The organism is Azospirillum sp. B4 (assembly GCF_000333275.1).
In the GTDB taxonomy this organism is placed as follows: Bacteria; Pseudomonadota; Alphaproteobacteria; order Azospirillales; family Azospirillaceae; genus Nitrospirillum.
This window is the reverse complement of sequence record NZ_BACU01000052.1, coordinates 1-19,987: the sequence shown is the minus strand read 5'-3', so window position 1 is coordinate 19,987 and position 19,987 is coordinate 1. Positions and strand designations below refer to the sequence as shown.

Genomic DNA, 19,987 nt, shown 5'->3' with positions numbered 1-19,987 from the left:
GGTTGCCCCCTCAGCCCCGCGTCGATGGTGGCCCGCACACGGTCGCGACCGTCACGCATGGCCCAATGACGGGCGATGTTCTCCACCACGACGATGGCGTCGTCCACCAGGATGCCGATGGCGAAGATCAGGGCGAACAGGCTGACACGGTTGATGGTGTAGCCCATCAGCTCCGCCGCGAACAGCGTCAGCAGGATGGTGACCGGGATGACCACCAGGGTCACCACCGCCTCACGCCAGCCGATGGCCAGGCGGATCAGCACCACGATGGAGAGGGTCGCGATGCCCAGGTGCAGCAGCAGCTCGTTGGCCTTCTCGTTGGCCGTCTCGCCATAGTCGCGGGTGACGCCGACGTTGATGCCGTCGGGGATCAGACTGCCCTTCAGCTTTTCCACCCGGTCCAGGATGGCTTGCGACACCACCACCGCGTTGGCGCCGGCACGCTTGGCCAACGCCACCGTCACGGCGGGCGTCTGGCGCCAGGGGCCGCCGTCCTCGGCCCGGGACAGGTTCCAGACCCGGTGCTCGGCCTGCGCCGGGCCCATGACGACGCGGGCGACATCGCGGACATAGACGGGGCGCCCGTCGCGGGTGGTCAACAGCAGTTGGCCGATATCGGGCACGCCCACCAAGCTGCGACCCGCGACCACGTCGCGCTGGACACCGGCATCGCGCACACCGCCCGCCAGCAGGGTGCCGCTGGCGGCACGGATACGGGCCGCCAGCTCCTCCATGGTGACATGGTTCAGCGCCAGGCGATCCAGGTCAGGCTCCACCCTCACCTGCCCCGGGGCTCCCCCCGCCAGGTAGGTCAGGCCGATGTCATCCACCTTGACCAATTCCAGGCGCAGTTTTTCCGCCAGGTCGTACAGGGCGGCATCGTTCCACCGCGCCGCCTGGTCCGGCTTCGGGCTCAGGGTCAGGGTGACGATGGCCACGTCGTTGATGCCGTGCTTGACGATCAGCGGTTCGGGCGTGCCCACCGGCAGCCGGTCATAGTTGCCGCGGATGCGTTCGTGGACGCGCAGAACGGCGTCATCCTCCCGCGTTCCGACCTGGAAGCGGGCGGTGACCATCACCTTGTCGTCGCGCGTCTGGCTGTAGACATGTTCCACGCCGTTGATGCCCTTGACGATGGCCTCCAGCGGCAGGGTCAGCAGCTCGGCCGCGTCCTGGGCCCGCAGACCGTCCGCGTCAACGATGACATCCACCATGGGCACGCTGATCTGCGGCTCTTCCTCCCGGGGGATGGTCAGCAGCGCCAGCAGGCCGACGGCCAGGGCCGCCAGCAGGAACAGGGGCGTCAAGGGGGAATGCAGGGTCGCCTGGGTGAGGCGGCCGGATAGGCCCAGCTTCATGGCTTCACCACCACGTCACCCGCATGCAGGCCGGACAGAATCTCCACCAGCACCGGCTGGCCCTTGGTGGCGGCGGGATGCGCCGCACCGCGCTGCACCGGCACGTCGGCGACATGTCCGCCAGCCTCGCGCAGACGGGCATAGTCCAGGCCGAAACGGGTCGTCAGATACTCCGCGGGCACCAGGATGGCCGGACGGTGTCCCTCCGGCACCCAGGCGCGCACCCGTTGGCCGATCAAGGCGCCCGCCAGGTTGGGCGCGGCGGCGTCAGCCACCACGGCGCCGTCCTCAACCCGGGGATAGACCAGGCTGATCATGGCCGTGACCGGGCCTCCGGCGGCGATGTCGTCGACGCGTACGGTATCCCCCACCTTCAGGGCGATGGCCCCGTCCTGCGGCAGGCGCAGGCGGATGACGGCCGGGCCGGTCGCCACCAGCGCCAGCGCTTCGCCCGGCATCAACTCCACGCCTGGGGATACCGCGATCTGAACCACGCGCCCGTTCGCCGGGGCCAGGACCTGGGTTTCCGCCAGGCGCTGGGCCAGCACGCCGCGCTCCGCCTCGGCCCCGTGTAGGGCCTCTGCCGCGGCGGTCGCCGCCGTTTGCATGGCTTCTAGCTGCGCCTGGCTGATGACGCCCTGGGCGACCAGGGGCTGGTTGCGGGTCACATCCTGGCGCGCCTGCGCCAGCCGCGCCCTCGCCTCCTCCACCCGCGCGTCGGCGCCGGCCTTCTGGGCTGACAGCTTCGCGTCGCGCAGGGTGGCCAGGACCTGGCCCGCCGCCACGATATCGCCCTCGCGCACCAGGATGCCCGACACCGTCCCGCCGGAGCGGACCCGGGCGGGGACCGTCTTGGTGCCTTCGATGGTGGCGGCCACCGGCCGCTCATCCCCGATCAAGGTGAGCGCCAGGGTCAACGGGGCGTCCACCCGGGAGGTGGGCTCCGCCGCGGCCGCCGCGACGATGGATGAAACCGGGCAAGCCAAGGCCAGGGCCAGGGCGATGGTCGCGCGCATGGGGCCGTTCTCCAGGAATGGGTGCCGAATGATCAGCGCTGGGTTGGCAGGCCGGCGGCCTTCCAGGCCATGATCCCGCCTTCGATGTGGCCATGGCAGGGCACCCCCGCCGCACGGCATTTCGCCATGGCGGTGGCGGAGCGCTTGCCCGACCCACATTGCAGGATGATGGCGACGCCGTCCCGGGGAAGGGCCCGGGGAAGGGCCTGGGGATCGAAACTGGACAGGGGGCGCAGCAGAGCGCCGGGGATATGTTCGGCCGCGTGTTCGCCGCTTTCGCGAACATCGATCAGGATGGCATGCCCGTCACGGACCAGGCCGTGGGCGGTGACGGGATCAAGGTCGAGATAGGCGTTATGGGTGATCATGATGGTCTGGTCCTCAGGACACCCCACGGCCGGGCGGGTCTTCAGTCCGGCTGGGGCGGTTCGCAGTTGGGGGTGGGCGGACAGTAATGCCGGTACAGCACTTCCAGCACCTGCCGGGCCGGCTCGCTGGTGATGCTGTACCAGATGGTCTGTCCGTCACGGCGGGCCCCCACCAGCCCCTCGCGCCGGAGCAGCGCCAGATGCTGGGACACGGTGGAGTCCCGGATGTCCAGGAAGTCCGCCAGTTCACCCACCGACCGCTCCCCGCCCACCAGCTGGCAGACGATGAGCAGACGGGTGCGGTTGGCCAGCGACTTCAGCAGGTCGGCAGCCTGTTCGGCCGCCTCGGACATGAGCAGGGCGTCTAAGGTCATGGGAGAACTTTCCTGATCGCGAACGAGCCTTGGGCCTTCTCCTTGCCAGAGGCACCCCCTCTGGGCAATGACCGGACGCCTTAACCTATGAATCTTCGTAGTTGCGTATATTCGATAATACGAATATATAGAGGTCATCGACGTTCGGCAAGGGCCTTCGGATGCGGTTCCATCGAACGGTTGCGCCAGGTCAGGCCGCGAAAGCGCGCGGGCATGAATGGCCGGCGTCCGAAGGCCGCAACCGGCGACAAGGACTATGGCGACAAGGACTATGGCCGCCCCCACAGACACAGCTCAGTCGTCGCGAGGACGGCCCACCGGGAGGAAGGTTTCATGGCGGATATCGTGATCGTGGGCGCCGGCCTCAGCGGCACGCTCATGGCTTATGAGGTGGCGGACCAGATGCGGGCCGATGATCGGCTGACCCTGGTCGGCCAGGGGCAGCATTACCATTTCGTGCCGTCCAACCCATGGGTGGCGGTGGGATGGCGCGAGCGCGCCGCCATCGAGATCGACCTTCAGCCCATCATGGCGCAGAAGAAGATCAGGTTTGAGACCGCCGGCGCCCAGCGCATCCACCCGGCGGAAAACCGCCTGGATCTGGAGGATGGGACGTCGCTGTCCTACGACTACCTGATCATCGCCACCGGCCCGGAGCTGGCCTTTGACGAGATTCCCGGATTTGGCCCCGCCCATCACACCCACTCCATCTGTCAGGTCGGGCATGCCGAGCAGGCCTATGCCGCCTTCAACCGCCTGTGCGAAAAGCCCGGCCCCATCGTCGTGGGCGCGGCGCAGGGCGCGTCCTGCTTCGGTCCGGCCTATGAGTTCGCCATGCTGCTGGACACGGAGTTGCGGCGCCGGGGCCTGCGCGACCAGGTGCCGATGACCTTCGTGACCTCGGAACCCTACATCGGCCATCTTGGGCTGGACGGGGTGGGCGACACCAAGAGCACGCTGGAGCACGAGTTGCGCCAGCGCCATATCAAATGGATCACCAGCGCCCGCGTCACTCAGGTCGACGCTGACAGCATGACGGTTGAAGAGGTGGGGCAAGGCGGGGCGGTGACCGCCACCCACCGCCTGCCCCATGCCTATGCCATGCTGCTGCCCGCCTTCCGCGGGGTGGAGGCGGTGCGGGGGGTGGAAGGGCTGGCCAATCCGCGCGGCTTCATCCTGACGGACGCGTTCCAGCGCAACCCCGCCTTTCCCAATGTCTTCGCCGTGGGCGTCTGCGTCGCCATCCCGCCGGTCGGGCCGACGCCGGTACCGGTGGGCGTGCCCAAGACCGGCTTCATGATCGAATCCATGGTGACGGCGACGGCTCACAACGTCGGCGCCCTGCTGCGCGGTGAACCGGTCCAGTGGAAGCCCACGCTGAACGCCATCTGCCTGGCCGATTTCGGTGACGGTGGCGTCGCCTTCGTGGCCCAGCCGCAGATCCCGCCGCGTAACGTCAACTGGTCCTCCGAAGGCAAATGGGTGCACGTCGCCAAGATCGCCTTCGAGAAATACTTCATCGGCAAGGTCCGGCGCGGCACCAGCGAGCCCTTCTTCGAGCGCTTCATCCTGGACCGCCTCAATATCCGCAAGGTCAAGGCGGCGCCCGACGCGGCCCCCACGCTTTGAAGGAGTGTCCCGTCATGAACATCGATCGTTCCGTCCTTTCCTTTGCCGGCTTCATGATCCTGCTCAGCCTGCTGCTGGGATGGCTGGTCAGCCCTTACTGGCTGTTGTTGACGGCCTTCGTCGGCGCCAACCTGTTCCAGGCCGGCTTCACCGGCTTCTGCCCTGCCGCCCTGATCCTGAAGCGGCTGGGGCTGAAGCCCGGCACGGCCTTCCACTGAGAACGGCCTTGAGGTGACCGCCATGCGCCGCCCCGCCCTGACCACCAGCCTGACCGCCAGCCTCTGCTTCGCCCTTGCCGGCTGCACCGTTGGACCGGATTTCCATCCGCCCGATGCGCCCAAGGTCACGTCCTATTCCGTGTCGCCGCCGGCCGATCCCGTCCGGTTGGGCGCGCCGGTGGGCGACGTATGGTGGCGCGGCCTGGGTTCCCCGGCCCTCGGCGCCATCGTGGACAGCGCCGTGACCGGGAACCTGACGCTGGCGGCGGCCAAGGCGCGGTTGCGCGGGGCGCAGGAGATGGCCGACGCCTCCGCCGGCCGTCTGTGGCCCCAGGTTGACGCGACGGGCGGCGTCGCCCGCAAGCGGGTCAACCTGGTCACCTTCGGCATGCAGGGGCACTCTCCGGTCTTCTACCTGTATTCCGTCGGTGCCACGATCAGCTACAGCCTGGATTTCTTCGGCGGGGACCGCCGCCAGGTGGAGGAGGACGACGCCAGGGCGGAGGCGGCCGGCTACCGCACGGCCGCGGCCTACGTCATGTTGACGGGCAACGCGGCGGTGCAGGCCGTCACCGCCGCCGCCACGGCGGACGCGTTGCGGGACACCCTCGCCGCCGTCGCCGCCGACCGGGAGGCACTGGAGGCGACCCGTCACGGCGTGGTGGCGGGAAGCCTGCCCGAGAGCGCGGTGACATCCGCCGAGGCGCGGCTGGCGCGGGACGAGGCCGAACTGCCGGCGCTGCGGCAGCGGCTGGGCGCCACCCACAACGCGCTGGCGGTGCTGCTGGGCGTCGCCCCGGCCGAATGGCGGCCACCCGCGCTCAGCCTCGCCGACATGGCCCTGCCGGCGGACCTGCCGCTCAGCCTGCCATCCGATCTGGTCCGCCAGCGGCCCGACATCATGGCGGCGGAGGCCGACCTGCATGCCGCCAGCGCCGCCGTGGGCGTGGCCACGGCCAACATGTTCCCCCGCGTGCAGCTCACCGCCGGGCTGGAACAGGCGGCGGCCAGCACGGCCCTGTTCTGGAGCAGCGATTCCACCCAGGGCGGCGTGGCTGCGGGCGTCACCGCGCCCCTGTTCCATGGCGGCGCCCTGAACGCCGCGCGCCGCGCCGCCAAGGCGGAGTTCGAGGCCAGCGGCGCGGACTATCGCCAGACCGTCCTGACCGCCTTCCAGCAGGTGGGCGACATCCTGCAGGCCCTGGCGAACGACGGCGACGCGCTGGCCAGCGCCGACCTGGCCCTGTCGGTCGCGGCGAAGCAGCGGACGATGATGCAGGCGGCGTTCGCCCGCGGCGCCGTCAATCACCTGGCCGTGCTGGCGGCGGAGCGGGACTGGCAGATGGCCCGCGCCAGTCGGGATGCCGCCCTTGGGCGTCGCTGGGTGGACGTCATCGGCCTGTATGTCGCCATGGGCGGCGATTGGCGCCACTGGGCGGCGCAGCCGGACGAAAGTGTCGCTACCCCGACGGAGCCGGCACGGCTGGACCACACAGGGCGTTTGTGAAACCATCGGCGGGTGGTCTTTCGCCCGCCCTCGCCTCATTGGGAGCAGAAGACCATGTACCATGATTGGGCCGACCTTACCGCGACGCTGACCGGCGCCATCCGGGAACTGCGGGGAGGCACCCCGGAGGTCATGAAATCGTTCTCCGCCATGGCCCGGTCGGCGCTGGAAACGCGGGCGCTGGACACCAAGACCAAGGAACTGATCGCGCTGGCCATCGCCGTCGCCACGCGGTGCGACGGGTGCGTCGGCTTCCATGCCGAGGCGGCCCACCGCCAGGGGGCCAGCCGCGAAGAGGTGCTGGAGACCATGGGCATGGCGATATACATGGGCGCCGGGCCCTCCGTCATGTACGCCGCCCAGGCGCTGGAAGCGTTCGATCAGTTCGCCGGCCGGGCGGCCGGCGCCCCCGCCGCGACCTGAGTGGAAACGGCATGGCCAGCGAGGGGAAAGCCCATGGCCCATGGAACCGCGCCGCCCCTGACGGGGCGATTGCTGCTGAAGCGGGTGCTGATGTTCACCGCGCTGAAGCTGGTTTTGCTGTGCGCCCTGTTCTTCCTGTTCTTCTCGCCAGCCCACCGGCCAAAGGTCACGCCCAGCGCGGTCGGATCGGCGCTGTTCGCGGCACCCGCGGCCGCTCCCAAGGATGAGGGACTGTAATGCCCGATATCGATGTCGTAACGCTGTCACGCCTGCAGTTCGGGCTGACGGCCATGTACCATTTCCTGTTCGTGCCGCTGACGCTGGGCCTGTCCCTGCTGTTGGCCATCATGGAAAGCGTCTACGTCATGACCGGCCGGACCATCTGGCGCGACATGACCAAGTTCTGGGGCCTGCTGTTCGGCATCAACTTCGCCATGGGTGTCGCCACCGGCATCACCATGGAATTCCAGTTCGGCACCAACTGGGCCTATTACTCGCACTATGTGGGTGACATCTTCGGGGCGCCGCTGGCCATCGAGGGCCTGATGGCCTTCTTCCTGGAAGCGACCTTCATCGGGCTGTTCTTCTTCGGCTGGAACAAACTGTCGGCGGTCGGCCATCTGGTGGTCACCTGGCTGGTGGCCCTGGGCAGCAATTTCAGCGCGCTCTGGATCCTGATCGCCAACGGATGGATGCAACATCCCGTGGGCGCCACCTTCAACACCGACACCATGCGGATGGAGGTGGCGAACTTCGCCGACGTCATCTTCAACCCGGTGGCCCAGGACAAGTTCGTGCACACCGTCAGCGCCGGTTACGTCACCGGCGCCGTCTTCGTGCTGGCCGTCAGCGCGCTTTACCTGCTGCGCGGCCGCCATGTCGCCCTGGCGCGGCGTTCCATGACGGTGGCCGCCAGTTTCGGCCTGGCCGCCTCGCTCTCGGTCGTCGTGCTGGGTGACGAAAGCGGCTACACCGCCGGCCAGAACCAGCGCATGAAGCTGGCCGCCATCGAGGCGATGTGGGAGACGGAGCCGGCGCCCGCCTCCTTCACCGTGATCGGCTTTCCCGACCAACTGGGCCACCGCACCAACTACGCCGTGCGCATCCCCTATGTCATGGGGCTGATCGCCACCCGGTCCATCGACATGCCGGTCATGGGCATCAACCAGCTGGTGGAGGTGGCGGCCGATCGGATCCGTAGCGGCATGGTGGCCTACGGCGCCCTGCAGCGTCTGCGCCAGGATCGCACCGACGCCGATGCCCGGGCGACGTTCGAGGCCCACGTCAACGACCTGGGCTATGCCTTGCTGCTCAAACGCTATACCCCGGTGGTGACGGACGCGACCGACGCGCAGATCGCGGCGGCGGCCCACGACACCGTGCCGGCGGTCGCCCCCTTGTTCTGGTCGTTCCGCATCATGGTGGGCCTGGGCTTCTTCTTCATCGCCCTGTTCGCCACCGCCTTCGTGCTGTCGGCCCGCCGGCGGCTGGAAAGCCCCCTGTTCCTGCGGGTCGCCGCGGCGGCCCTGCCGCTGCCCTGGGTGGCGGCGGAACTGGGCTGGTACGTGGCGGAGGGTGGCCGCCAGCCCTGGACCATCGACGGCATCCTGCCGACCTTCCTGTCCGCCTCCAACGTGCCGGCCGGCAACGTCTGGTTCAGCCTGGCGGGCTTCATCCTGTTCTACAGCGTGCTGGCGGTGGTGGAACTGTACCTGATGGTCAAGGTCATCCGCCACGGCCCGCTGGAGACGACGCCCATGCGGCCAGCCCCGCTCCATGCCGTCGTCGCGGCCGGCGAATAAGGAGGCAACAGCCATGGACTACGAAACCTTGCGCCTGCTGTGGTGGGTGCTGCTGGGCGTGCTGCTGATCGGCTTCGCCATCATGGACGGCTTCGACCTGGGGGTTGCCGCCCTGCTGCCCGTCATCGGCCGATCCGACCTGGACCGCCGGGTGATGATTAACACCATCGGCCCGGTGTGGGAAGGCAACCAGGTCTGGCTGATCCTGGGGGGTGGTGCCGTGTTCGCCGCCTGGCCGGCGCTGTACGCCACGGCCTTCTCCGGCTTCTACATCGCCATGTTCCTGGCGCTGTGCGCCCTGATCCTGCGCCCGGTGGGCTTCAAGTTCCGGTCCAAGCTGGAGGGGACGGCCTGGCGCCGTACCTGGGACACCGCCCTGGTGGTGGGCGGCGTGGTGCCAGCGGTGGTGTTCGGCGTCGCCTTCGGCAACGTGCTGCGGGGCGTTCCCTTCCAATTCGACGCCGACCTGCGCGTGACCTATACCGGTGGCTTCTTCGGCCTGCTGAATCCCTTCGCCCTGCTGTGCGGTCTGGTCAGCCTGGCCATGGTGGTCATGCACGGTGCCGTCTATCTTTCCGTGAAGACGGACGGAGCGGTGGCGGCGCGGGCGCGCAAGACCGTTCCGTGGGCCGTCGTTGCCCTGTTGGCGCTGTTCAGCCTGGCGGGCCTGTGGGTCGCGATGGGCATCGACGGTTATGCCATCACCAGCGCCATCACCACCGGCGGTCCCTCCAATCCTCTGATGAAGACGGTGGCGCACGCGCCCGGCGCCTGGCTGGAGAACTATCGCCGCCTGCCGCTCAGCATCGCCGTGCCGGTGCTGGCCTATGTCGGCGCGCTGGCCACCTGGGCGCTGGTCCGGGCCGGCCGGCCGGGCCTCGCCTTCGTCACCTCGTCGCTGGCTGTGGCCGGCATCGTGGGCACGGCGGGGGTCAGCGCCTTCCCCTTCCTGCTGCCGTCGTCCAGCGATCCGGCCTCCAGCCTGACGGTGTGGGACGCCTCATCCTCCCTGGGCACCCTCAAGATCATGCTCGTGGCGACCATCATCTTCGTGCCGCTGATCCTGGCCTACACCGCTTGGGTCTTCCGCGTGCTGCGGGGCCCCGTGCGGGCGCAAGACATCACTATCGATGGCAGCGCCTTTTACTGATCACACTGCGTTCCGGGAGAAAGACAATGTGGTATTTCAGTTGGATATTGGGATTGGGCCTGGCGTGCGCCTTTTCCGTCCTGAACGCCATGTGGCTGGAACTATCAGAAGCCGATGGCAAGGTCCGTTCCGGAAGGTCGGGCAAATCCCCGTGATGGGCCCGAACCACACGCCGGAAAAAGGTGCCCGACCGTAACCTTGACGCTCCGGCGAGCTTCAGGAGTTGATGGAGCTATCACGGTCCAACCGCCTCCACCAATCCGTCGGGCGGCTCAGATGATATGAGGCACCGCATCAATAGCTCAGCGTTACGGAGACGTGGCTGAGCTCACCCTTTTCCGCCGCCCCCGGCAGCTTGCGCAGCTGCCAGCCGTAGGCGAACTTCACGGTCAGGTAGGTGCCATAGGTATAGCCCAGCCCGACGCCGGTGCTGGCCAAATTGACGTTGTCGCTTTCGCCGGCCGGGGTGTTGCGGTTCCACAGGCTGCCGTAATCAAAGAAGGCCAGCAGCTGCAGGGCATCATCGGGGCCCCGCTGCACCAGCTTGAACGCGCGGCTGCGCAGTTCCGTGCTGATCAGCACGCCCTGGTCGCCGTTCACCGCGCGCTCATAATAGCCGCGCAGGATATCGGCGCCGCCGGCCCCCAGCTGTTCGGTGTCCAGCAAGGCGCGGTTGCTCAGCTGTCCGACCACCCGGGTGGCCCAGACCGCCTCCTCCGGCAGCTTGACCAGGCGGTTCAGTTCGCTGCGGACATAAAGATAGTTGGCCTTCGCACCCAGGCGGCCGGACTGGTTGTCACCCGGCTGAAAGGCGGCGTTGGTGTTGTCGCCGGTGAGGCCGCCGGGGCTCCACACCAAGGTGTTGCTCCACCCCGTGCTGCCCCAAGCGTCCCCCAGGGTGGCGTTATAGTTGGCGGAGAACTGGTTGATCTCCGTGGCCGTGCGCGAAATCTCAACGCCACCGAAGGCCAGGTTGTTGTTGGTGGTCTTAAAATCGTAGCCGAATTCCAGTTGATGGGAGAAATCCGATGCCCGCGCCAACGGGATTTGATACCGCAGGCTGGCCTGCCCGCTCTTGCCCACCAGGCCGAAATCGTTACCCACGTTGGGCACGCTTTCCTCATAACTGCCGAAAATCATCAACCGGTCCTGCCACGGCAGGGGCGCCAGCCAGCTGAGGGAATGGCCGACGAAGGACGCGTTCCGGCCGCCGGGCCGATCGTGCCAGAAGTCATTGCTGGTGGTCAGCTGGTAGGACAGCTGCTCATCCTGCCAGAAGGCGTTGCCCCAGTTGAAACCCAGGTTCCAGCGGTCACGCCCCGTGCTGGGCGCGCCGCTGTTGTCATAGCCGGCGTAGACACGCAGGGGGAACCGGTCGCGGGTGGACAACACCAGATCGGTGGTGCCGGGCGCCGTGCCCGGCCGATAGACCAGATCCACCTGGCGGAAGGGGTTCTCGTTTAGACCGTTCACCTCGCGCAGCAGGCGCTCGCCTTCAACCCGGTCGCCCGGGCCCGCGCTGATGTGGCGGGTCAGCAGGGCGCTGTCGAACCATTCATTGCCCTCGGCCGCCACCTGGCCCACGGTGAATTCACGAACCACCACCTGCACGGTGCCGTTGTCGATGTCCTGCTCCGGCACCAGCACGTCGACCAGCGGGTGGTCGTTGTCGCGGTAGAAGGCGACGATGCGGCGGGCCAGCTCATTCAGATCCGCCAGACGCAGGGGCTTGCCGATGTATGCCTCCGCGATGGGGCGGAAGCCGGACCGCTCCAGGATGTCGATATGGCCGGTGTCCACGCCGGTGACCGTGCTGCCACCAGGATGGACGGCGGCGGGCGTCGGTACGAAGGCCAGCCCCTTCAACTGGGGCAAAATCACCCGATCGGACTCTGGCGCGGGGGCCGCCGGGGTGGGGGGCTGCGGCGCCTGGTCCGCCGGCACCTTGGCGGGCGGCTCCTTGGGAGCGATGCGTTCATAGCTCTGTGCCTGCGCCCGCAGGGGGACCAGCGACAGGCCGACCAGAAGTAGGGCCGAAAGGACGCGTGCCGGGGGGACGGACATGGAATTCCTGGGAATGGACGTGGGGGCGGGTTGCTGGCGAGGGGCGGTCATGACGGGCGTCAACGCCACCGCTTGGCGATCTCGAATTCCATCTCATCCGTCCCATCCTGATGGGTGGCGGAGAAGGTCGAGGTGTTGGTGATGGTTTCGCCTGTCGTGGCCGGCGGCGCCAGGTAGATGACGCGGTAACTGCCCGGGGAATAGTCGGAGCCCACGAGCGGCTGGGTCGGGGTGAACGGCACCTTGCCCGACGGCTGGTCCACGAAATGGGTGGAGGATGGCACCTCCGGCAACACGATGGGCGTGGTATCAGCCTGCACCGTCAGAAGTCCCGCCACATAGGTGATGAGATAGTTGCTGGAGGTGAGACCGCCCGGCGTGATCCGGTAGGCGCCGGCGGCGGTGCCGGCGCCGCTGAAGGTCAAGGCGCCGTCCAGGACGGCGCTGGTCTCCCCGTACACGAAGCCCGCGTAGTTGGCGCTGTAGGAGGGGGTGCCGCCAAAGGCGACGGTGACGTCGTTGGCCGTGACGGTCAACGGCGCGCGGTTCACTGTGAGGGTTCCGGCGACATAGCTGATGGCGTAGTTGGCGGCGGTCAGGCCGCCAGGGGTCAGGGTGTAGCTGCCGGCATTCGCGCCCGCCCCGCTTATCGCCAGGCTGCCGCCCAGCACGGAGGCGGTTTCGCCGTTGACGAAGCCGCTGTAGCTGGCGCCCAGGCTGGGGGCCTGGCCATAGGTGACGGTGGCATTGTTGGCGGTGACCGTCAGCGCCGCCTTGTTCACCGTCAGGGTGCCGGCAACGTAGCTGATGTCATAGTTGGCGGCGGTCAGGCCGCCGGGGGTCAGGGTGTAGCTGCCGGCATTAGTGCCCGCCCCGCTTATCGCCAGGCTGCCGCCCAGGACGGCGGCGGTCTCGCCATTGACGAAGCCACTGTAGCTGGCGCCCAAGCTGGGGGCTTGGCCATAGGTGACGGTGGCGCTGTTGGCGGTGACCGTCAGCGCCGCCTTGTTCACTGTCAGGGTGCTGGCAACGTAGCTGATGTCGTAGTTGGCGGCGGTCAGGCCGCCGGGGGTCAGGGTGTAGCTGCCGGCATTCGTGCCCGCCCCGCTTATCGCCAGGCTGCCGCCCAGCACGGCGGCGGTCTCGCCATTGACGAAGCCGCTGTAGCTGGCGCCCAGGCTGGGGGCCTGGCCGTAGATGACGGTGGCGTTGTTGGCGGTGACCGTCAGCGCGGCCTTGTTCACCGTGAGGGTACCGGCGACATAGCTGATGGCGTAGTTGGTGGCGGTCAGGCCGCCGGGGGTCAGGGTGTAGCTGCCCGCGTTCGTACCCGCCCCGCTTATGGCCAGGCTGCCGCCCAGGACGGCGGCGGTTTCGCCGTTGACGAAGCCGCTATAGCTGGCGCCCAGGCTGGGGGCCTGGCCATAGGTGACGGTGGCGCTGTTGGCGGTGACCGTCAGCGCCGCCTTGTTCACCGTCAGGGTGCCGGCGACGTAGCTGATGGCGGAGCCATCGGTGGCGATGGCTCCGCTCGCCGTAATGGCATAGCCACCCGTGTTGGCGCCGCTGCCGGCCCCGGCGGAGGTCAACGTCGGGGCGGTGCCGAGACCGGCGGCGCCCAGATAGGCATGGGCCACGCCGGTCGCGCCACCGGACAGGGTATAGGTCAGCGTGCCACTGACATCCTGGCCATAGGTCTTGGTCAGGTCGCTGGCCGTGATCACCAGGGTGGGCTGTTCCGCGAAGACATAGCGGTTGCCGCTATCCACCACCGTGCCGGAGGCCAGGGTGCGGTTCCACAGAGCGGTGTTGCCGCTGTCCAGATCACCAAAAGTGTCGCCGGCCGAGGTGGCGGAGTAAACCAGCCACCGGCCGCTGGCGGTGGTGATGGCGCTGGAGCCGGTGGTGTTGATGAAGGCGCTGGTGGTCGACAGGGTGACGGCGTCGCCGGTGGCTTGGCTGGTCACCGCGTTGGCCACTGTTAGCGCCCCGCTGGCGGTGATGGTCACAGCACCCGTGGCGGTGATGCCGCTGATGCTGCCGACGGTGCCGATGGTCAGGGCACCTGTGTTGGTGAAGGCCAGCACGCCGCCGGCGTTGGCGGCCAGGGTGCCGACGCTGTTGGCCTGGGTCAGGGTGATGGCGCCGCCGGCGTTCAGTCCCAGGCTGCCCACGGTGATGGTGGCGCCGCTGGCCTGGGAAATAGCCCCGCCCGCCTCCAGCACCAGCGTACCGGCATGGGCTGGAGCGATGGCGGTGCTGATGACGATGTCGCCGGACACGGGCGGATCCACCACCAGGGTACTGGCGGTGACGCGGTCCAACTCCGCCGCCGACAGCTCCAACGTGCCGGTGGTGGCGTCGCTGGCGCTGCCCAGGTCGACGGCCCAGCCGCTGGTGACGGGTGCCAGGGTGACGGTGCCGGTCGCGGTCACGCCGCTGGTCAGGTTCACACGATCGGCCGTCAGGGTGACGGCGGTGCCGGAAATCCCGCTGGAGACGGTCATCAGGCTGCCGGCGCCTGAGCTCAGGGCGATGGTGGTGCCGCTGACACCGGTGATGCCGGCCACCGTGCCGATGGTGAGCGCACCACTGTCGCTGACGGTGACGGCGCCACCGGTGGCGTGGGCGGCCAGGGTGCCGATGCCGTTGGCCTGGTCCAGGACAATGGCGCCGCCGGCCTGCAGGCCCAGGTTGGCGATGGTCAGCGTGCCGCCGCTGGCCTGGCTTATGGTGCTGAGCGCGGTCAGCTTCAGCGTGTCGGCGTGGGCCGGGGCCACGGCGGCGCTGACGGTGATCGCGTCGCCCGACACGGCCAGGGTTCCGGCGGTGATCTGGTTCAGTTCCGCCGCCGACAGCTCAAGGGTGGTGGCGCCGGCGGTGCCGGTGCTGCCCAGGTCGACAGCCCAGCCGCTGGTGGTGGCCGTGGCCAGACTGACGGTACCTCCACCCGTGGCGGTGACCGTGTTGGCCAGGTCCAGCCGATCGGCCGTCAGGGTGACGGCGGTGCCGGAAATCCCGCTGGAAACGGTCATCAGGCTGCCGGCGCCTGAGGTCAGGGCGATGGTGGTGCCGCTGACGCCGGTGATGCCGGCCACCGTGCCGATGGTGAGCGCACCGCTGTCGCTGACGGTGACGCCGCCGGTGGCGCTGGCGGCCAGGGTGCTGATGCTGTTGGCCTGGTCCAGGACGATGGTGCTGCCGGCCTGCAGGCCCAGGTTGGCGATGGTCAGTGTGCCGCCGCTGGCCTGGCTTATGGTGTTGAGCGCGGTCAGCTTCAGCGTGTCGGCGTGGGCCGGGGCCACGGCGGCGCTGACGGTGATGGTGTCGCCCGACACGGCCAGGGTGCCGGCGGTGATCCGGTTCAGTTCCGCCGCCGACAGCTCAAGGGTGGTGACGCCGGCGTTGCCGGTGCCGCCCAGGTCCACGGCCCAGCCGCTGGTGGTGGCCGTGCCCAGGCTGACCGTCCCGCCGCCGGTGGCGGTGACCGTGCTGGCCAGGTCCAGCCGATCGGCCGTCAGGGTCACGCTGGTCCCCGAAATGGCCTGGTTCACCGTCATCAGGGCGCCGTTGCCCGATTGCAGGCTGACGGTGGCGCCGCTGACGCCACTGGTGCCGCCCACCGTGCCTATGGCCAGGGCGCCGGTGGTGACGATGCTGACGGCGCCAGTGGCGCTGGCGGCCAGGGTGCCGACGACATTGGCCTGGTCCAGGGTGATGGCGCCGCCAGCGCTGAGCCCCAGGGTGCTGACCGTCAAGGTGTTGCCGCTGGTCTGCCCGATGGCGCCGGTGGCCGTCAGGCTCAGCGTGGTGATGTTGGCGGGCGCGATGGCGCCGCTCACGGCGATGCCGGCGCCGGAAACCGTCAGGCTGCTGGCGGTGACGCGGTTCAGTTCGGCCGAGGACAATTCCAGGGTGGTGGCCGAAGCGTCACTGGTGCTGCCCAGGTCGACGTTCCAGCCGCTGGTGGTGGCGGTCCCCAACTGGACGGTGCCGGTGCTGGTGGCGCTGACGGTGCTGGCCAGGGCCATGCGGTCGGCCGTCAGCGTGATGCCGGTGCCGCCGCTGACGGCCTGGTTCACCGTCAGCAGGCTACCGGCCCCGGCCGTCAGTTGCACCGTGGTGACGCCCGTGACCCCGCTCAGGCCGTCGACCGTACCCACGGTCAGGGCGCCGGCGTCCGTGAAGCTGACGCCGCCGGCGCTGGTGCTGGCCGCCAGGGTGCCGACGCTGTTGGCGGCGGTGGCCAGGCCGATGTCGCCCGCGGCGCGCACGACCAGGTTGGGGACGGTGATGCCGGCACCGCTGGACTGGGTGATGGCGCCGCCCGTCACCAGGGACAGGGTCGTTACGTTGGTGGGGGCGATGGCCCCGGCGATGGTGTAGCCGGCGGTCTCACTGATGTCCGCGCGGCCAAGGACGAGGGTGCCGGCGGTGACACCGTTGATGCCGGCGGCGCTCAAAACATCGGCGCCGGTCACGCTGCCGCCCACGGCCAGGGCGCGGTCGGCGGACTGCTGGCGCAGGGTCACGGTGCCCGTGGTGATGATGCTGGGCGCCACGCCGCTGGACAGGGCGAAGTCGTCGCTGGTCAGCGTGATGGCGCCGGTCTGCGTGCCGCCGCCGATGCTGGCGGCCGTGCTGGCGCCGTCACCCAGCACCAGGCCGGCGCCGCTGGTGCCGCTGCCCGTCAGGACGATGGCGCCGCTGGTGGCGCTGAGCGTTTCGCCGTAAAGCCGCAAGCCGGTGCCGCCCGTGCCCGTGCCGGTCAGGGTGATGCCGCCGGTGGTGGCGGTGACGCCGCCGCCGTTGACCAGCAGGCCGGTATTGCCGCCGGGGCCCGCCGCCGCCGTGCCGGTCAGGGTGATGTCCCCGGCCGCCGTCTGCAGCGTGCTGCCCACCAGTTGAATGCCGGCATGCGCGCCGGCGGCGGTGCTGGTCGTAGCGCCGCCGGTCAGGGTCAGGGTGCCGGTGACGGTGGTCGTGAGGCTGCTGTTGGTCAGCACGATGCCGGAGGAGGTGCCGGTGACGTTGGCCTGCCCGTCGCCCTTCAGGACGGCGTTGCCCCCCTCCAGGCTGATGGTGCTGGCGGTGATGCCGATGGCGGCATCGTCGGTGGCGCTCGCACCCGTGCTGTGGGCGTTGCCCGCGGTCGTGGGGTCGCTGACGACGGGGCCCCCGACCAGGGCCAGGGTCCCGCCCTTGGTCAGGACGTTGACGCGGCTGAGGGTGATGCCGCCGGCGCCGCTGTTGTCGCTGTCGGCATACAGGGACAGGTTCAGCCCGGCGCCGACGATGCCGCTGACCGTGATGGCGCTGGAGGTACCCTGCAAGGTCACGTTGTTACCGGCCACCAGCGTCAGGGTGCTGGCGCCAGTGCCGGAAGCGATGGTCAGGCTGGTGTCTGTGACGGTCAGATCGCCGCCGGCCGTCAGGGTCAGGGTCCCGCCAGCCGCCAGGGTGGCGCTGGTGCTGGGGACCGCCACCGTCAGGTCACCGCCGGCCGTCAGGCTGTTGCTGGCCGTGCCGCTCAGGACCAGGCCGTTGTAGCTGCTGCCACCGGCGGTCACGCTGTCCACGGTGACGGCGCCCGAGGTCGCGACGCTGAACGTGGCGCCGTTGGCGGTGAAATGCGTGAAGGCGTTGCCCGTGCTGGTCAGGGTATAGCTGCCGCCCTCCAGCGCCAGGCCGCCGGCGCTGATCGCCTGGGTCTGGGTGACGCTGGTGCTGGCGCCGGTGAAGCCCAGGCCGCCGGTCAGGGTGATGCCGGTGGTGGACCCCAGGGTGCCCACCGCCAGCGCGCTGCCGGATCCGATCAGGATGGAGCCCGTGTTGGCGGCCAGCGTGCCGATGCTGTTGATGCTGTTGCCGCTGGACAGGCTGCCCAGCTGCCAGACACCGCCACTGCCCAGCAGCAGCAGGCTGGGCGTGGTGATGGCGGCCGACTGCGTGCTGGTGCCGGTGCTGTTCAGCGTCAGGGTGCCCGTGCCGCTCAACACCAGGGCATCGTCGATGGTGATCGCGCGGCTGCCGGCCTCAATATCCAGGCTGGCGTTGGCGGACAGCGTGATGGTGCTGCCCGATACGGTGTAGAGCAGGCTGGAATCGATGCCGGACGGCCGGGCGCTGGCCAGCGCGCTGGTACTGACGGCCGGGCCGTCGCTGGTCATCTGCACCGCGTTGCCCAGGACGGTCAGGCCGGTGGTGGTGCCGCCGCTGGTGGTCAGGTGGACGGCGTTGCCCACCGTGGTGTTACTCAGCGCCGGGGTTCAGTAGGCCACGAGGGTGCCGCCGGTGATGGGGCTGCCATTGGCCCAGATGTAGTAATAACCGTTGGGCCGGCGAAACCGCTGCCCAAGCTGGTTCCGTTGGTCAGCGCGCTGACCCGTTTGGGGACAGGAAAACCGCTGCCGGGGCGTCGCTGTAGGCGGTGCCGGTCACGATCTGGACGCCACCCGAATGTTCCCAGGTGAAATAAGGCAGGGTGGTGCCGTCGATCATGCCCCAGACCGGGGTGGTGTAATCCCAGCCGGCGCCGGTCAAGGTGGACCGCGTCTGCAATTGGGCGGTGGTCTTGCCCGTGATGCCGGTGGCCGTGCCGCTGCCCACGCCAGCGGACAGGCCGGAGGTTTCGGTGTCATAGAAGCTGTTGCTGGCGGTGCCGGCGTTGCTGCCGATCAGGCCGCCCAGCGTGGTGGTGCCGGTGATGACCACCGCGCCGATGCTGTAGGTGTTGGCCACGGTGCCGCTGTTGCTGCCCACCAGGCCGCCCACGGCCGAGCCGCCGGCATTCACCGTGCCCAGCAGGGCCGTCTGCGCGTAGGCGTCCTGGATCGTTCCGCTGTTGCTGCCGACCAGCCCGCCAACGGCCTGTCCGCTGCCAACGGCCGTCGTGCGGATGCCGCCCAGGGCATAGCTGTCCTGGATGGTGCCGCCGTTGCTGCCCGCCAGGCCCCCCACGTTGGTGCCGCTGGCGGTGATCAGGACATCCGCCTTGGTCTGCAGCAGCAGGCCGGCGCTGCTGCCCAACAATCCGCCGACGGTGCTGTTGCCGGTGATGCTGCCGGTCACCGTGACCTTGGTGATGTTTCCCCCGCTCGCGGACCCCGCCAAGCCGCCGACATCGGTGTCGCCGGTGACAGAGACGTTGGTGAGCGTCAAATCATGGACATAGCCGGAGAGTTGGGTGAAGAAGCCGACATCGCTGGTGACGGACCGGTTGATGGTCAGGCCGGTGATGGTGTGGCCGCCGCCATCGAACGTGGTGGCGAAACTGCCACCGGAGTTGTCGATGGGGGAGAAGCCGCCACTGGTCCAGACCTCCCCGGTGGCGGACAGGGCGCTGCCCAGGTTGATGTCGTTCGCCAGGGCGTAGTTGAGCGTGGGGTTCAGGCTCATCAGCTGTAGCTGATGGGCCGTGCGCAAGGTGGTGGAGGCCTCCGACCGCAACAGGGGCCGCGTGCTGCCGTCGACCATGTACCAGGTGTTGGTGAAATCCCAGCCGGCGCCGGTGAAGGTGGCCTGGGTGTAGCCCTGGATGCCGGTGAGGCCGGTGAAGCCGGCCACCGTCAGGCCGCTGCCGCCGCTGGCGGCGCCGTAGCTCCGCCCCGTGGTGGTGACGTCCCAGAACGAATTGCTGGCGGTGAACGTCACGCTGGACAGGCCCACCAGGCCGCTGGTGTAGACGCTGCCGCTGGTGCTGCTGACCGGGCCGCTGGCGTAGCTGTTGTTGATGCTGGCGCCCGCCACCTGGATGATGCCGACCAGCCCGCCGGCTTCCTGGAAGGCGGTGACGCTGCCGGTGGCGTAGGTGTTGGTCAGGCTGGTGCCATACAGGTTTCCCACCAGCCCGCCGACCACGCTGCCCCCACCGGTGACGGCGCCACTGGCGCTGGAGGTGGTGATGGCGCCGCTGGCAAGGCCCACCAGGCCACCGACGTCGGTCCAGCCGCTGACGGAGCCGGAGGCCCAGGACCGGGCAATGGTGCCGGTGCTTTGCCCCACCAACCACCCACGTACAAGCCGTGGCTGCTGGTGCCCGAGCTGCTGACCGTGGCGGTGGACAGCTGTCCGCGATG

15 protein-coding genes are annotated in these 19,987 nt (G+C 69.0%); 8 read left to right on the top strand and 7 right to left on the bottom strand.

Annotation, left to right across the window (positions count from 1 at the left end):
* From I55_RS02260 to I55_RS02245, 4 genes are all read right to left on the bottom strand, one after another.
* Positions 1–1,358 (bottom strand): efflux RND transporter permease subunit (locus I55_RS02260; RefSeq protein ID WP_044558843.1); only part of this gene is annotated, 1,358 nt, incomplete at its 3' end.
* Positions 1,355–2,374, bottom strand: coding sequence for an efflux RND transporter periplasmic adaptor subunit (locus I55_RS02255; RefSeq protein WP_044558842.1), 1,020 nt, complete (start codon positions 2,372–2,374; stop codon positions 1,355–1,357). The genes I55_RS02255 and I55_RS02260, both read right to left, overlap by 4 nt.
* Positions 2,375–2,406: 32 nt before the next feature.
* Positions 2,407–2,742, bottom strand: coding sequence for a rhodanese-like domain-containing protein (locus I55_RS02250; RefSeq protein ID WP_044558848.1), 336 nt, complete (start codon positions 2,740–2,742; stop codon positions 2,407–2,409).
* Between the two features lie 41 nt (positions 2,743–2,783).
* On the bottom strand, positions 2,784–3,116 hold the full coding sequence (locus tag I55_RS02245) for a helix-turn-helix transcriptional regulator (protein ID WP_044558841.1): 333 nt from the start codon (positions 3,114–3,116) through the stop codon (positions 2,784–2,786).
* A 333-nt stretch (positions 3,117–3,449) separates the two neighbouring features.
* Here I55_RS02245 and I55_RS02240 point away from each other — a divergent pair, with 333 nt between their 5' ends.
* The 8 genes from I55_RS02240 to cydX are packed head-to-tail and all read left to right on the top strand — an operon-like array spanning position 3,450 to position 10,000.
* On the top strand, positions 3,450–4,745 hold the full coding sequence (locus I55_RS02240; protein ID WP_044558840.1) for an NAD(P)/FAD-dependent oxidoreductase: 1,296 nt from the start codon (positions 3,450–3,452) through the stop codon (positions 4,743–4,745).
* 14 nt (positions 4,746–4,759) lie between these two features.
* Complete coding sequence (locus I55_RS02235; protein ID WP_044558839.1) at positions 4,760–4,963, top strand: DUF2892 domain-containing protein; 204 nt, start codon at positions 4,760–4,762, stop codon at positions 4,961–4,963.
* Positions 4,964–4,985: 22 nt separating this feature from the next.
* Entirely contained in the window at positions 4,986–6,470 is a 1,485-nt protein-coding gene (locus I55_RS02230; protein WP_044558838.1) for an efflux transporter outer membrane subunit, read from the top strand.
* Between the two features lie 54 nt (positions 6,471–6,524).
* Positions 6,525–6,893, top strand: coding sequence for a carboxymuconolactone decarboxylase family protein (locus I55_RS02225; protein ID WP_044558837.1), 369 nt, complete (start codon positions 6,525–6,527; stop codon positions 6,891–6,893).
* Between the two features lie 33 nt (positions 6,894–6,926).
* Entirely contained in the window at positions 6,927–7,130 is a 204-nt protein-coding gene (gene cydP, locus I55_RS35635; protein WP_148293538.1) for a cytochrome oxidase putative small subunit CydP, read from the top strand.
* The gene (locus tag I55_RS02220; RefSeq protein WP_044558836.1) at positions 7,130–8,695 is read left to right on the top strand and encodes a cytochrome ubiquinol oxidase subunit I; all 1,566 of its coding nucleotides are present in this window, start codon (positions 7,130–7,132) and stop codon (positions 8,693–8,695) included. Before cydP ends, I55_RS02220 begins: the two co-directional genes overlap by 1 nt.
* Before the next feature lie 13 nt (positions 8,696–8,708).
* The gene (gene cydB, locus I55_RS02215; RefSeq protein WP_044558835.1) at positions 8,709–9,845 is read left to right on the top strand and encodes a cytochrome d ubiquinol oxidase subunit II; all 1,137 of its coding nucleotides are present in this window, start codon (positions 8,709–8,711) and stop codon (positions 9,843–9,845) included.
* Positions 9,846–9,871: 26 nt separating this feature from the next.
* Positions 9,872–10,000 carry a cytochrome bd-I oxidase subunit CydX gene (cydX, locus tag I55_RS34020; protein WP_083900778.1) on the top strand — a complete coding sequence of 43 codons (129 nt, stop codon included), beginning with the start codon at positions 9,872–9,874 and terminating at the stop codon, positions 9,998–10,000.
* A 139-nt stretch (positions 10,001–10,139) separates the two neighbouring features.
* On the opposite strand, the gene I55_RS02210 is transcribed toward cydX, so the two are convergent.
* The 3 genes from I55_RS02210 to I55_RS02200 all read right to left on the bottom strand — a co-directional run.
* Positions 10,140–11,909 (bottom strand): ShlB/FhaC/HecB family hemolysin secretion/activation protein, encoded by a 1,770-nt coding sequence (locus I55_RS02210; RefSeq protein ID WP_044558834.1) that lies wholly within the window; start codon positions 11,907–11,909, stop codon positions 10,140–10,142.
* 59 nt (positions 11,910–11,968) lie between these two features.
* Positions 11,969–18,154, bottom strand: a complete 6,186-nt coding sequence (locus tag I55_RS36740; protein WP_044558833.1) for an MBG domain-containing protein — start codon at positions 18,152–18,154, stop codon at positions 11,969–11,971.
* Positions 18,155–18,281: 127 nt separating this feature from the next.
* Positions 18,282–19,987 (bottom strand): GLUG motif-containing protein (locus I55_RS02200; protein ID WP_376739162.1); only part of this gene is annotated, 1,706 nt, incomplete at its 5' end.

Coding starts and splice junctions, on each gene's coding strand:
- I55_RS02245 (WP_044558841.1), bottom strand. CDS start 3,116: ATGACCTTAGACGCCCTGCTCATGTCCGAGGCGGCCGAACAGGCTGCC.
- I55_RS02235 (WP_044558839.1), top strand. CDS start 4,760: ATGAACATCGATCGTTCCGTCCTTTCCTTTGCCGGCTTCATGATCCTG.
- I55_RS02250 (WP_044558848.1), bottom strand. CDS start 2,742: ATGATCACCCATAACGCCTATCTCGACCTTGATCCCGTCACCGCCCAC.
- I55_RS02225 (WP_044558837.1), top strand. CDS start 6,525: ATGTACCATGATTGGGCCGACCTTACCGCGACGCTGACCGGCGCCATC.
- I55_RS02210 (WP_044558834.1), bottom strand. CDS start 11,909: ATGTCCGTCCCCCCGGCACGCGTCCTTTCGGCCCTACTTCTGGTCGGC.
- I55_RS02240 (WP_044558840.1), top strand. CDS start 3,450: ATGGCGGATATCGTGATCGTGGGCGCCGGCCTCAGCGGCACGCTCATG.
- cydX (WP_083900778.1), top strand. CDS start 9,872: ATGTGGTATTTCAGTTGGATATTGGGATTGGGCCTGGCGTGCGCCTTT.
- I55_RS02230 (WP_044558838.1), top strand. CDS start 4,986: ATGCGCCGCCCCGCCCTGACCACCAGCCTGACCGCCAGCCTCTGCTTC.
- I55_RS02255 (WP_044558842.1), bottom strand. CDS start 2,374: ATGCGCGCGACCATCGCCCTGGCCCTGGCCTTGGCTTGCCCGGTTTCA.
- cydB (WP_044558835.1), top strand. CDS start 8,709: ATGGACTACGAAACCTTGCGCCTGCTGTGGTGGGTGCTGCTGGGCGTG.
- I55_RS02220 (WP_044558836.1), top strand. CDS start 7,130: ATGCCCGATATCGATGTCGTAACGCTGTCACGCCTGCAGTTCGGGCTG.
- cydP (WP_148293538.1), top strand. CDS start 6,927: ATGGCCCATGGAACCGCGCCGCCCCTGACGGGGCGATTGCTGCTGAAG.